The 12687-nt window shown below is 61.3% G+C and carries 12 protein-coding genes; 7 read left to right on the top strand and 5 right to left on the bottom strand.

Annotated features, from left to right (window positions below):
- Positions 1-12 precede the first annotated feature (12 nt).
- The 3 genes from KUV39_RS04990 to KUV39_RS05000 all read left to right on the top strand — a co-directional run bounded on the left by KUV39_RS04990 (position 13) and on the right by KUV39_RS05000 (position 4598).
- Entirely contained in the window at positions 13-189 is a 177-nt protein-coding gene (locus KUV39_RS04990) for a hypothetical protein (RefSeq protein WP_008562380.1), read from the top strand.
- A 328-nt stretch (positions 190-517) separates the two neighbouring features.
- The gene (gene lysA, locus KUV39_RS04995) at positions 518-1783 is read left to right on the top strand and encodes a diaminopimelate decarboxylase (RefSeq protein ID WP_008560076.1); all 1266 of its coding nucleotides are present in this window, start codon (positions 518-520) and stop codon (positions 1781-1783) included.
- Between the two features lie 52 nt (positions 1784-1835).
- Positions 1836-4598: a TIGR02302 family protein gene (locus KUV39_RS05000; RefSeq protein ID WP_222459120.1), complete on the top strand. Its 2763-nt coding sequence runs from the start codon at positions 1836-1838 to the stop codon at positions 4596-4598.
- A 32-nt stretch (positions 4599-4630) separates the two neighbouring features.
- Here KUV39_RS05000 and KUV39_RS05005 read toward each other — a convergent pair whose 3' ends face one another.
- A complete protein-coding gene (locus KUV39_RS05005) occupies positions 4631-5548 on the bottom strand; it encodes a zinc-ribbon domain-containing protein (protein WP_222459121.1) in 918 nt (305 codons plus the stop codon).
- Between the two features lie 216 nt (positions 5549-5764).
- Here KUV39_RS05005 and KUV39_RS05010 point away from each other — a divergent pair, with 216 nt between their 5' ends.
- From KUV39_RS05010 to KUV39_RS05025, 4 genes are read left to right on the top strand one after another with little or no spacing between them, the layout of a single operon-like run.
- Positions 5765-6442, top strand: a complete 678-nt coding sequence (locus KUV39_RS05010; RefSeq protein WP_037302978.1) for a cell division ATP-binding protein FtsE — start codon at positions 5765-5767, stop codon at positions 6440-6442.
- Positions 6439-7338 carry a cell division protein FtsX gene (locus KUV39_RS05015; protein WP_222459122.1) on the top strand — a complete coding sequence of 300 codons (900 nt, stop codon included), beginning with the start codon at positions 6439-6441 and terminating at the stop codon, positions 7336-7338. The genes KUV39_RS05010 and KUV39_RS05015 overlap by 4 nt, the downstream gene beginning before the upstream one ends.
- Positions 7335-8084, top strand: coding sequence for a lysophospholipid acyltransferase family protein (locus tag KUV39_RS05020; RefSeq protein ID WP_046210586.1), 750 nt, complete (start codon positions 7335-7337; stop codon positions 8082-8084). Before KUV39_RS05015 ends, KUV39_RS05020 begins: the two co-directional genes overlap by 4 nt.
- Entirely contained in the window at positions 8062-8667 is a 606-nt protein-coding gene (locus tag KUV39_RS05025; RefSeq protein WP_222459123.1) for a pyridoxamine 5'-phosphate oxidase family protein, read from the top strand. The genes KUV39_RS05020 and KUV39_RS05025 overlap by 23 nt, the downstream gene beginning before the upstream one ends.
- A 51-nt stretch (positions 8668-8718) precedes the next feature.
- Here the strand turns inward: KUV39_RS05025 and KUV39_RS05030 are convergent, their stop codons facing one another.
- The 4 genes from KUV39_RS05030 to odhB all read right to left on the bottom strand — a co-directional run bounded on the left by KUV39_RS05030 (position 8719) and on the right by odhB (position 12687).
- Positions 8719-9033 (bottom strand): EthD family reductase, encoded by a 315-nt coding sequence (locus KUV39_RS05030; protein WP_008559254.1) that lies wholly within the window; start codon positions 9031-9033, stop codon positions 8719-8721.
- Positions 9034-9143: 110 nt separating this feature from the next.
- Complete coding sequence (gene lpdA, locus KUV39_RS05035; protein ID WP_008558888.1) at positions 9144-10541, bottom strand: dihydrolipoyl dehydrogenase; 1398 nt, start codon at positions 10539-10541, stop codon at positions 9144-9146.
- A gap of 91 nt (positions 10542-10632) precedes the next feature.
- Positions 10633-11043, bottom strand: a complete 411-nt coding sequence (locus tag KUV39_RS05040) for an MAPEG family protein (protein ID WP_222459124.1) — start codon at positions 11041-11043, stop codon at positions 10633-10635.
- A gap of 93 nt (positions 11044-11136) precedes the next feature.
- Entirely contained in the window at positions 11137-12687 is a 1551-nt protein-coding gene (gene odhB, locus KUV39_RS05045; protein WP_050672817.1) for a 2-oxoglutarate dehydrogenase complex dihydrolipoyllysine-residue succinyltransferase, read from the bottom strand.

Below are 12687 nucleotides of genomic sequence, written 5' to 3' on the forward strand. Positions count from 1 at the left end.
GGAGATGACAACATGACCCGCATTCTGTTCGCCCTTGGATTGACCCTTGTAGTTGCCGCCTGCGGTGTGGACGGCGAACCGGTACGTCCCAGCCTGAATGCGGGCATTGGTGTTTCCAGCAGCGGCGTTCATGCTGGCGGGTCTGTCGGGCTCAGCAAAGGGCCACTGAGCGTTTCGCTCGGTCTTTGACCCGAACGGCAAAACCTCGGCTGGCCTTCTTGAAACCGGGAGGCTCGAACGCCATCCTAAAAGCGCACGCATCCGCGGGCGCTTTTTCTTTTTTAGGAACGCGACATGAAGAAAGTGATTTGCCTGCTGGTGACATTTGTAGGGCTGGCTGCTTGTGAACCGGTCCGACAGGCAGAAACCCCGCCAGAACAGCCGCCCGCTCAGAAAAGCGGGATATCCGTGTCAGGCGAGGTGCGTGTCGGTGTTTCGACAACCTTCTGAAGTTGCGACCCCCGAGGCTGCGCAAATTCATTGATCCTCGGGGGGCTTTTGCCTTAGGTGCGAACGCATGGATCATTTTCTCTACCGCGACGGCGCGCTTTTCGCCGAGGACGTTCCGGTGGCCGAGATTGCGGCTGCCGTTGGCACCCCTTTCTACGTCTATTCCACTGCAACGTTGTTGCGGCATTTCCAGCTATTTGACGATGCGCTGGCGGGAATGGACCACCTTGTTTGCTACGCGATGAAAGCGGCGTCAAACCAGGCGATCCTCAAAACCCTCGCGCAGGCCGGGGCGGGAATGGATGTTGTCAGCCAAGGGGAATATCTACGTGCCAAGGCCGCAGGTGTTCCCGGTGACAAGATCGTATTTTCGGGTGTAGGCAAGACCGCTGAGGAAATCCGCACTGCGCTCAGCGGTGGTATTCGCCAGTTCAACGTCGAAAGCGAACCGGAGATGGAAGTGATCAATGCGGTCGCTCTTGATCTGGGGGTGGTTGCGCCGATCACCGTGCGGGTCAACCCGGACGTAGATGCCAAAACCCATGCCAAGATCGCGACGGGCAAATCCGAAAACAAGTTTGGCATCCCCATTGCCAAGGCGCGCGAGGTCTATGCGCATGCCGCCACGCTGAAGGGGCTGGATGTTATCGGGATCGACGTGCACATCGGCTCCCAGCTGACTGAACTGGAACCATTCCGCCTTGCTTATCAGAAGGTGGCTGAGCTGACAGAGACCCTGCGAGCTGACGGCCATGATATCCGCCGTCTTGATCTGGGCGGTGGTTTGGGCATTCCCTACACCCGCTCCAACGAGGCACCGCCTCTGCCTGTCGAATATGGTCAGCTCATCAAGGATACGCTTGGGCATCTGAACGTCGAGATCGAGATCGAGCCGGGACGTCTGATTGCGGGCAACGCCGGGCTGATGGTGTCAAAGGTCATCTATGTGAAAGAGGGGGAAGGGCGTGACTTCCTTATTCTGGATGGCGCAATGAACGACCTGATCCGCCCGGCGATGTACGAAGCGCACCACGACATTGTTCCGGTTGTCGAACCAGAACCCGGTTTAGAGCCGCGCCCCTATGATATCGTCGGGCCAGTTTGTGAAACGGGTGATACCTTTGCAAAGGCTCGCCTGATGCCGCCCCTGTCGGCCAATGATCTGGTGGCGTTTCGCAGTGCCGGGGCCTATGGCGCGGTGATGGCGAGCGAATACAACTCTCGCCCCCTGATCCCGGAAGTTCTGGTTCACGGCGATCAATTCGCGGTTATCCGCCGACGCCCGGACTTTGACGAAATGATAAACCGCGATACCATCCCCGAGTGGCTCTGAGGTATTTCGCGGCAGCTGACGCGGCACAGGGCTTATCGGAGGCGCCGCCGCAATGGCCAATGATGCAGAGTTCCGCCGCAAGGCCGAAACGGAGATGACATCGACATCCGGGCACCCTAAGGTGTCCGGTCCGTCAGGCTCTGGGCGCATCCGGCTTTCTGATCCGCGTCTTGCTTCGTTAAAGTGGCCTTTGCGGCTCACTTGGCTGGGGCTTTTGGCAGAGCGGCTGGTGCACGCGTTCTGGCCCCTTGTTTCTATCGTGATGCTTGCCCTTGCGACCCTCATGCTGGGGTTGCACGAACAGTTGCCTGTTGAGCTGGTCTGGACCGGTGCTGTTCTGACGGTTCTGGCTGGATTGGGCGCCGCAGGCTACGGGATGTGGCAATTCAGCTTGCCAAATTCAGGCGATGCGCTTGCCCGCCTGGATGCGACGCTTCCGGGGCATCCTATTGCTGCAATTCTTGATACCCAGGGCATCGGTGGGGATGATCCGGCGTCACAGGCCCTCTGGTCGGCGCATCAGCGCAGGATGCAGGCGCGTGCGGCAACAGCGGTTGCTCCGGTCCCGGATCTTTCTGTCCGCCGGGCCGACCCATTTGCATTGCGCTATGTTGCTCTTCTTATGTTGACGGCCGCCCTGCTGTTCGGATCCATCTGGCGGGCGGGGAGCATTGGTGAGATGGCGCCAGGTGCCGCTGCGGCTGCTGCAGGTCCGACCTGGGAGGGCTGGGTCGAACCCCCTCGCTACACCGGCCTGCCGGTGCTGTACCTGAACGATCAGAGCGACCCCGCGCTGTCCGTTCCGGAGGGAAGCCGCATCACGTTGCGGTTTTACGGTGAGGTCGGGGATCTGACGCTGGATGAAACCGTATCTGGTCGCACAGGCGATCTGCCGTCTGCAGCCGAGCCGGAGCAGAGTTTTGAAGTCACCCAGTCGGGAGACATGGCGATCAACGGACCCGGCGGGCGCGCATGGGCCGTGTCTGTTATCGACGATCGTCCGCCCGCTGTGACGATAACCGGAACTCCGCAGTTGGAAGGTGATGACACCACTTCTCTCAGCTTCGAGGCCAGCGACGATTATGGCGTAGCAGGTGGTCGGGTTGAGATCACGCTTGATCAGGCGGCATTGGAAAGGCAGCACGGGTTTGCAGTTGCTCCCGACCCGCGAGAGCCCATCTTGCTCGACCTGCCCCTGCCGCTGACTGGTGATCGCACCGCGTTTGAAGAGCAGATGATTGATGCCTTTGCCAAGCATCCGTGGGCCAACCTGCCTGTCACATACAACATGACGGTAGAGGATGCCGCGGGGCAAACAGCCCTCGCTGAGGTGCTGAAGGCGCCGCTGGTGACGCGACGGTTCTTTGATCCGATGGCTGCCGCCATTGCAGAGCAACGCCGAGATCTTCTGTGGGCGCGGGCCAATGCACCGAGGGTTGCGCAGATCCTTCGCACGCTGTCGACCTATCCAGCAGAGGTTTTCCGTGATCATGGCGACTACCTGCGTCTGCGCACAATCCTGCGTCGGCTGGAACGGGCCACGGCAGAAGACGCCCTGACGTCAGAGCGTCAGGAAGAACTGGCCGAGGCGCTGTGGGAACTCGCCATTCATCTGGAAGAAGGCGATGTTGGGGATGCGCTTGCGCGGATGCAGCGTGCACAGGAACAGCTGAGCCAGGCGATGCGTGACGGGGCCAGTGACGAAGAAATCGCGCGCCTTATGCAACAGCTGCGCGATGCGACCCAGGACTACCTGCGTCAGCTGCAGCGCCAGGCCCAGCAGGAGGGCGACGGGACAGACAGGCCGGACACCGGCCAGAACGAAAACGCCATGACCCTGAGCCAGCAGGATCTGCAATCCATGATGGATCGCATCCAGGAGCTGATGGAACAGGGCCGAATGGCGGAGGCGGAACAGGCTCTGCGTGAATTTCAGCAGATGATGGAAAATATGCAGGTCACCCAAGGCCAGCAGGGCGAGGGCGGAGAGCCGGGCCAACAAAGCATGGAAGACTTGGCAGAAACCTTGCGTGAACAGCAAGGTTTGTCCGATCAGGCCTTTCGCGACTTGCAGGAGCAATTCAACCCCGGTGCCCGCCGCGGCGAGAGCCAGGGCAATGAGGGGCGGAATGGCGGGCTTGGTCGGGGGCAATCCCATGAGGGTGGTCAGGGCAATCAGGGCGGTCAGGGAGATCGGCCCGGTTCTGGCAATTCCGAAGGTCCGCGACAACCCGGCGAGAACGGCGGGACACGCGGTGAAAGCGGTGGCGCAGAAGGCGGCGGTCAGTCAGGCCAGCCGGGTGACCGCCAACAAGGGGGCGGATCACTTGCCGACCGCCAGCAGGCGCTGCGCGACCAGTTGCGCTCTCAGCAGCAAGGCCTTCCGGAGGGCGGTGGCGCGGCAGGGCAGGCCGCTGAGGACGCGCTTGATCAGGCAGGTCGCGCCATGGAAGGCGCTGAAGAAGCGCTGAGGGAGGGAGATCTGGCAGAGGCGATCGATCGCCAGTCCGAGGCAATGGAAGCCCTGCGTGAAGGCATGCGCGCCTTGGGGGATGCGCTGGCGAACCAACAGCAACCTGGCCAACAGCAGGGGCAGGGGCGCGCAGCAACTTCCAGTCAGGGCAATGGCCTTGATCCGCTGGGTCGGCGCAATGGCGAAAACGGCGATGGCGGATCGGCGGATGGGGCCTTTAGTGAAGGTCAGGCCTATCGCCGGGCCTGGGATCTGCTTGAGGAAATTCGCAGGCGCGCAGGAGAGCGCGAGCGCAGTGACACCGAACGCAGCTATCTGGAGCGCCTGCTGGACAGGTTCTGAAGCCGGTTTAGGCCCGCAGGCCTGTCAGCGCATCACTGTTGGACCGTGAAGGCCCGCACCTGCGTATCCAGCCACAATCTGGCGGCATCCACTTTGGCCACATAGCTGGACAGATACGGGTCGGCCTGTGGCACCTTTTGCGCAATCAACGGGGCGTTGTCATAGGCCATTGCCAATGCAAGAGCGACGAGGATCGCCAATGCAAAACCGCGAGTAAAGCTGCGCTTTTTCCTTGGTGCGGGGGCGTCAACGGGCGGTGCGATGGCGGCTGTGCTGGTCTCGCCAGAGCGCAGTGTGGAGTTGATTTCGTCGATATTCGGCAGGAGGCCCCGCCGCGATTCCGTGTCCTCATTGGCGAGCTGTTGCGGATCTTCGCCGCGCATGCGGGCCATCTGCTCTCGTGCCTCTCTGGCCCGGCGGGCAGAGGCTTCTTCCGGCAGGGAATCGAGACCGAGGTCAGGTTGGCTTTGCAGGCTGTTGGCCTCTGCCGCGCGCAGGTTGGCTTCGCGCTCGGCCTCTTCGCGCAGAATATCGCTGATCGCAGGATCCAACCCACGCGGAGCGGGAGCGGTGGTCTCTGTCTCCTCTGGACCGGGCTCATCTACGTCATCGGCATGCTCTTCGGTCGTGGCTGTATCAGCAACGTCCGCCTCATGATCCAGCCCGGGATCCGTTTCCACAGTATCTTCGTCTGCGGATGCGCTTGTAGCAGTGGCGGCGCGTTCTGTCTGGATCTCTTCAGACGGGAGATCAGCGCGCTGTTCATCGTCCTCAACCCAAGCCTGCTGATCCGCCAGCGGGGGAGACGCGATCGCAGCCCCTTGGGTGTTCGCGCCTGCCTGAAACCAGGTCTGTCCGCAGTTCGAACATTGCACATCCCGCCCCTCGTCCGGGATCACGTCATCGGGCACCTCATACTGGGCGGCACAATTCGGACATGTCAGTCGCATGGGTCACTCCTTGGGACCTGGGTGGCTCCGGGGGGGGTCCGGGCGGCTGTCGGCGGATGATTGTTTAATAATCATAGGCAGTTCCGGGCTTTCAAGGAAGAGCCAATCGCGCAGGGTCGCATCGGCGTGATGCAACCGCTGTGTGCTGGCAACAGCGCAGGCATTGAAACTGTCGGCACAGTCGGGCAAAACAGCCAAGACCAAGAGGGGGCCGCCGTGATCGAGCTGGACAATGTGGGGTATAACTACGGCGGCGGTGAACTGCTGAGCAACGTGTCAGTCAAACTGGCACCGGGATCGTTTCATTTCCTGACAGGGCCATCTGGCGCAGGCAAGACCACATTGCTTAAGCTGTGCTACGGTGCGCTGACACCCACATCTGGGCGTGCCCGTGCATTCAACATGGATATCAATGGCTTGGACCGCGATCAGATGGCATTCCTGCGCCGCCGTGTCGGGGTTGTCCATCAGGACTGTCGCTTTCTGGATCACCTGTCTGTGCTGGAGAACATCGCCTTGCCACTGACGGTTTCCGGCCGTGACATAACGCAGGAAGAGGCCAATCTGCGGGAACTTCTGACTTGGGTTGGCCTGTCAGAACGCGCCCATGCGACGCCCCCCGAACTGTCCGGCGGCGAGCGCCAGCGCGCGGCTTTGGCGCGGTCGGTGATCCTGTCGCCGGACGTCATTATCGCGGATGAACCGACGGGGAATGTGGACTGGGAAATGTCCCAGCGGCTTCTCCAGTTGCTGGTCGAGCTGAACCATATGGGCAAGACAGTGCTGGTCGCGACCCATGATCTATCGCTGATCCGTGCGGCCAAGAAGCAGGTCCAGGCACGGGTTTTGCGGATTTCAAACCGTCAGTTGCAGCAGGCAGGAGCAGATCTATGAGCCTGAGCCGTTTGCGTAATCTGATCATCGGGGATGCCCAGGCCGACCGGGTTGTGCCGCCCAGCGGATTTACCGCGCAGCTCACTCTCTTTGTGTCTGGTGCGATGGCTTTCCTCGCGGTTTTCGCCCTAGCCCTGTCGCTTGCCTCTGGCCGTCTCGCCGACCGCTGGGCGGATGAATTGGCCCGCGCCGCAACCCTGCGGATCAACGCTCCGGCAGAACAGCGCGCGGCACAAACCGAAGCAGCCCTGGCTATTCTGGACCAGACACCGGGCGTGGCCTCTGCTCGTGCGCTCAGCCGGGAAGAGCAGGCGGCTTTGCTGGCGCCCTGGTTCGGGGCTGAACTGCCGTTGGACAACCTGCCGGTTCCTCAACTGATCGAAGTCATCGAGGGCGAGCCAGGGTATGACGCAACCGGTCTGCGGCTGCGCTTGCAGGCCGAGGTGCCGGGCGCGATCCTGGATGACCACACGCGTTGGCGTGCGCCGCTTGTCGACGCTGCGCAGGCGCTGCGCCGTCTCGCGTGGGTGTCCATCCTGCTGATTGGTGGGGCAACTGCCGCGATGATTACCCTTGCCGCCAACGCGGCGCTTGCGGCCAATGCGCAGGTGATCGAGGTCCTTCGTCTGGTCGGCGCACTGGACAGCTATATTGCGCAGGCATTCATTCGCCGCTTCACCCTTCGGGCTCTGGTGGGGGCGTCTGTTGGGATTGCGCTTGGCATGGTCGGCGTCTGGCTGATGCCCGAAGCCTCACGCGAGGGCGGTTTCCTGACGGGTCTGGGCTTTCAGGGCTGGACCTGGTTGCTGCCGTTGCTCATTCCGCTACTTGGCGCCATCGTCGCCTTTGCCGCAACCACTCGTGCGGCCAACAAACGTCTTGGAGATTTGGCGTGAAGACTGCATTTCGCTGGCTGATTTCGGCCATTTTTGTTTTTCAGATCTATCTGATGATGCCGATCTTTGGCCTGGTCTTCGCACCTTGGGCGATTTTCAGCAAACGGGGCGCACGGGTCTGCTGCAAAAGCTATTCCCGCTATGTGTTCTGGACTGCCCGCCTGATGGTCGGCATCCGCTGCGAAGTCCGTGGACCGGTCCCGCAGGGAGAGGTGCTGATTGCCGCAAAACACCAGTCTTTTCTTGATATCATGATGATCTTTACCGCGCTTCCGACCGCAAAGTTCATCATGAAAAAGGAAATCCTGCGGACGCCGGTGATTGGCCAATATGCCAAACTTCTGGACTGCGTGGCGGTTGATCGCGGCAAGCGTGGGGCGGCCATTCAGAAAATGGTGCAGGAGGTCGAAGCCGGACGGCAGGATGCAGGCCAGCTGGTCATCTACCCCCAAGGCACACGCGTCGCCCCCGGCGCGCAAAAGGAATACAAGGTTGGCACCGCCATTCTCTATGAACAGCTGAATCAGCCCTGTGTGCCGGTAGCCACAAATGTCGGCGTTCTGTGGCCGCGCAAGGGTATCATGCGCAAACCGGGTGTGGCGGTGGTGGAGTTCCTGGAACCGATTGAACCGGGGCTTGAGCGCGACACCTTCATGACGACATTGGAAGAGCGCGTAGAGACGCGGTCTGATGCTTTGATGCAGGAAGCGGGGTTCGTGCGCGATGGAGTTTCTGACAACCGTTGAAGACCTGGAGGCGCTCTACGGGACACCGGGGGCGCCTTCGCTGCGCAAAGTTGCGGGCCAGATGACGCCGCTTTATCGTAAGTGGATCATGGCCTCGCGACTGTGCATGTTAGCCACTGTCGGCCCTGAAGGCACAGACGACAGCCCCCGCGGCGATGATGGTCCCGTGGTGCTTGAACTTGATCCGGGCACGCTGGCTCTGCCGGATTGGCGAGGCAACAACCGTATCGACAGTTTGCGCAATATCGTCCGTGATGGGCGGGTATCTTTGATGTTTCTGGTGCCCGGATCCAACAATGTCGTGCGGGTCAACGGGATGGCGCAGGTGACTGCGGACCCGGATTTGCTGGCTCGGTTTGAAAAGGCAGGCAAGCAGCCGCGAACGGTGATTGTCATCAAAATCCGCGAGATCTACAGCCAATGCGCCCGCGCCCTTATGCGCGCCCGCACCTGGACGTCGGGCGACGAGAGCGAAGGCCTGCCCTCGATGGGCGACATCCTCGCCGAGCAAACCGCAGGTGAAGAAGGCGGCCAGGCCTACGATGAGGCATGGGCACCGCGTGCCGCCAAAACCATGTGGTGAGCAGGCAGGAACAAGGCACCATCTCAGAAACGGTGCCTTATCCAAATCACATCAGCTCATCAGCACGTCACCGATAAGGATCTGTGGGCGGATGTTGGTGAAATTCGCGACATCATCGATGATTGGTCCACCCTTTTCCGCCATCGCAGTGTCGAGCGTTTCCATATCCGGAAAGGTGATTGTTGCGATCAGCAGAAATGCTGGCGGTACGTCCGGACCGCTGGCAATCCCGCGCGACGCTTCGACCGTGTCCATCAGATCGCCCCAGTGTTCCTCCACAAGGGGAAGATGGGTCTTCTCGTAGTAGTCAAAGTCAAATGTCGCATCTTCGGATGCAGGGTAGATCACTTGCAGGCTGACGGTCATCGCGGGGCTTCCTCCTCATGAGAAAGCGGCCCACCAATGGGGGCCGCTTTGGTGTTGTTGCTGTCTAGCAGGAGATCAAGGCGCAAGGCACCCTATTTCCTGCCAGATCATCAGCTGTGGATCGCGCCGTCACCGCAGGCAAGGGCGGCTTCGCGGACGGCCTCGGAATAGGTCGGGTGGGCATGGCAGGTGAGGGCCAGATCCTCGGCGGAGGCCCCGAATTCCATCGCGACACAGATCTCATGGATGAGGTCGCCGGCTGCCGGGCCAATGATCGACGCGCCGAGAATACGGTCGGTTTCGCCATCAACGATCAGCTTCACAAAGCCATCGCCCTGATGCACCGCTTTGGCGCGGCCATTGCCCATGAAGTTGAACTTGCCAACCTTGATCTTGCGACCTTCGGCCTTGAGCGCGTCTTCGGTCGCGCCGACATTCGCAACCTCGGGAGTGGTGTAGACCACGCCGGGAATGACGCCGTAGTTCACATGGCCATGCTTGCCTGCGATGACCTCGGCAACGGCCATGCCTTCATCCTCGGCTTTGTGCGCCAGCATCGGACCTTCGATGACATCGCCGATTGCATAGATGCCTTTGACGTTGGTCGCCCAATGTGCGTCGGTGGCGATCTGGCCGCGCTCGGTCATTTTGATGCCAAGTGCATCAAGACCCAGACCTTCGGCATAGGGTTTGCGCCCTGTTGCCACCAGCACCACATCCGCGTCGAGTGTCTGCTCTTCATCAGGCTTCTTCTTCAGCGCGTATTTGACCTTGCCCTTGGTTTTGGTGGTCTCCACACCCTGAACAGCCGCCCCCATAATGAAGTTCAGCCCCTGCTTTTCAAGGATCCGCTTAAAGGTGCGCTGTACGTCCTTGTCCATGCCCGGGCAGACGGCATCCATGTATTCAACGACCGTCACCTCAGAGCCGAGGCGTGCATAGACCGAACCCAGTTCGAGCCCGATCACGCCAGCGCCGATCACGACCATTTTCTTTGGAATCTTCGGCAGCTCCAGCGCGCCGGTGCTGTCCACGACGATGCCCTTGTCGTTGTCGACCTCAACGCCCGGCAGGGCAGACGGAACAGAACCCGATGCGATCACGATGTTCTTTGTCTCGTGGACATCATCGCCGACCTTGACCTTGCCTGCTTCGGGGATGGAGGCCCAGCCTTTCAGCCAGTCGATCTTGTTCTTTTTCATCAGGAACTCGACGCCGCCGGTGTTCTGGCCGATGACATCATCCTTGTAGGCCTTCATCTGGTCCCAATCGACCGACGGAGATTTCCCCTTCAGGCCCATCTTGGCAAAGTTGTGCTCTGCCTCGTGCAGGGAGTGAGTCGCGTGCAAGAGCGCCTTGGAGGGGATGCAACCCACGTTCAGGCAGGTCCCGCCGAGGGTTTCGCGGCCCTCGACGATCGCGGTTTTCAGGCCCAGCTGGGCGCAGCGGATGGCGCTGACATAGCCGCCGGGGCCCGCGCCGATGATGATCACGTCATAGGATGCCATTTGGATGTGCTCCTTTTGGGTTGAACGGGAGAGGGGGCGCTGCCCCCGGCGCCATGCGCCTCCCCCGGAGTATTTCGGGAAAGATGACGGCTCATGTCAGGGCCGCAATCAACATGAGGGTGGTGGCCAGATAACCGACGGCCCAGATCAGAGACCGCCAGGGAACCCAGCCAAAAGCGTAGGCCGGAATGTAGAGGACCCGTGCGGCCAGATATGCATAGGCACAGGCCGTGGTCAGGGCAGAGGATTTGTCTGCAATGGCGAGAACCACGCAGGCGACGGCAAAGAGGATCAGCCCCTCGAAATGGTTCGACATTGCCCGGTGCAGACGCGCAGTGCGGGTAGAGAGCTGATCGCGCAGATCACCGCCCAGCCTGTCCCGGTCGCGCGGACCGAGCGTCTTTCCTTGGCCCAGCTCCAAGTTTGCAGGCACGGCCATCAGAGCGATCTGAAACACCTGCAAGAGCGCGGCGAGGGTGAGGGCGGTGAGTTCTGGGGTCATTTGGTCAAAACAAATTCTGCCAATTTGGTGCCCTTGCGACGCGCGTCGCAAAAGGAAGGGGTTCGCCCGGTAGGTCGGGCGAACCCAGTGCTTTTACAGATCCATCAGCAGGCGGCGGGGGTCTTCCAGCGCTTCCTTAACGCGCACGAGGAAGGTCACGGCGCCTTTGCCGTCGACGATGCGGTGGTCATAGGACAGCGCCAGATACATCATCGGGCGGATTTCCACCTTGCCATTGATCGCCATTGGGCGGTCCTGGATCTTGTGCATGCCCAGGATACCGGATTGCGGCGGGTTCAGGATCGGCGAGGACATCAGCGAGCCGTAGACGCCGCCGTTGGAGATGGTGAAGGTGCCGCCCTGCATTTCAGCCATCGACAGTTTTCCGTCACGGGCGCGGGCGCCTTTTTCGGCAATCGCTTTTTCGATGTCAGCGAACGACATTGCATCTGCGTCGCGGATGACCGGAACCACCAGACCCGTGGGCGTGCCTGCGGCGATGCCCATGTGAACGAAGTTCTTGTAGACGATGTCGGTGCCGTCGATCTCGGCGTTGACCTCGGGCACTTCCTTCAGCGCGTGGCAGCAGGCCTTGGTGAAGAAGGACATGAAGCCCAGTTTCACGCCGTGCTTCTTCAGGAACAGGTCCTTGTACTCGTTGCGCAGCGCCATCACCTCGGTCATGTCGACCTCGTTGTAGGTGGTGAGCATGGCAGCGGTGTTCTGGCTGTCCTTCAGGCGCTTGGCGATGGTCTGGCGAAGGCGGGTCATTTTCACCCGCTCTTCGCGGGCTGCGTCGTCTGCGGCGACAGGTGCGCGCACTGGCGCGGCGGCGGCCGGTGCAGATGTGCTCGCAGCTGGGGCGGCAGCGGCTGCGGCCACGGCGCGGGCGACGTCATCTTTCATGATGCGACCATCTCGGCCGGTGCCCTGAACCTGATCAGCGGACAGACCGGCCTCTGCCATTGCCTTTTCAGCAGAGGGCGCATTTGCAACGTCCTTGGCCGGGCCACCCTGACCTGCGGGGGGCGTGGTGTACTGGGCACCACCTGCGGTCTCATCCTTGGTGGGTGTCGGGGTCACGGCACCAGAGGCACCGCCGGAGATCACGCCAAGCTTGGCAGAGGCATCTACGGTGCTGCCCTCTGCAGCGGTGATTTCGGTCAGAACGCCCGCAACTGGCGAGGGGACTTCAACCGAGACCTTATCGGTTTCCAGTTCGCAGAGCATTTCGTCCTGTGCGACGCTGTCACCGACCTTCTTGAACCATGTGGAGACCGTGGCCTCGCTCACGGATTCGCCGAGGGTGGGAACCATGACATCGGTGGCGGCGCCGGCATCGCCTGCGGGGGCGTCGCTGGTCGCTGCCGGGGCAGACGCCGCAGGTGCGGAGGCGGCGGCTGAGCCGCCTTCGGTGATGGTCGCCAGAAGCGCGTCAACACCTACGGTTTCGCCTTCACCTGCAACGATCTCGCCCAGAGTACCGGCAGCAGGGGCCGGAACTTCAACGGTGACCTTATCGGTTTCCAGCTCGCAGAGCATTTCGTCTGCGGCAACGGCATCGCCGGGTTTCTTGAACCAGGTGGCGACGGTGGCTTCGGTCACGGATTCGCCCAGGGTGGGCACGCGAACTTCGGTGGTCAT

This window comes from Phaeobacter italicus (assembly GCF_019801785.1).
GTDB classification, from domain to species: domain Bacteria; phylum Pseudomonadota; class Alphaproteobacteria; order Rhodobacterales; family Rhodobacteraceae; genus Phaeobacter; species Phaeobacter italicus.

Coding starts and splice junctions, on each gene's coding strand:
- KUV39_RS04990 (WP_008562380.1), top strand. CDS start 13: ATGACCCGCATTCTGTTCGCCCTTGGATTGACCCTTGTAGTTGCCGCC.
- lysA (WP_008560076.1), top strand. CDS start 518: ATGGATCATTTTCTCTACCGCGACGGCGCGCTTTTCGCCGAGGACGTT.
- KUV39_RS05000 (WP_222459120.1), top strand. CDS start 1,836: ATGGCCAATGATGCAGAGTTCCGCCGCAAGGCCGAAACGGAGATGACA.
- KUV39_RS05005 (WP_222459121.1), bottom strand. CDS start 5,548: ATGCGACTGACATGTCCGAATTGTGCCGCCCAGTATGAGGTGCCCGAT.
- KUV39_RS05015 (WP_222459122.1), top strand. CDS start 6,439: ATGAGCCTGAGCCGTTTGCGTAATCTGATCATCGGGGATGCCCAGGCC.
- KUV39_RS05025 (WP_222459123.1), top strand. CDS start 8,062: ATGGAGTTTCTGACAACCGTTGAAGACCTGGAGGCGCTCTACGGGACA.
- KUV39_RS05030 (WP_008559254.1), bottom strand. CDS start 9,033: ATGACCGTCAGCCTGCAAGTGATCTACCCTGCATCCGAAGATGCGACA.
- lpdA (WP_008558888.1), bottom strand. CDS start 10,541: ATGGCATCCTATGACGTGATCATCATCGGCGCGGGCCCCGGCGGCTAT.
- KUV39_RS05040 (WP_222459124.1), bottom strand. CDS start 11,043: ATGACCCCAGAACTCACCGCCCTCACCCTCGCCGCGCTCTTGCAGGTG.
- odhB (WP_050672817.1), bottom strand. CDS start 12,687: ATGACCACCGAAGTTCGCGTGCCCACCCTGGGCGAATCCGTGACCGAA.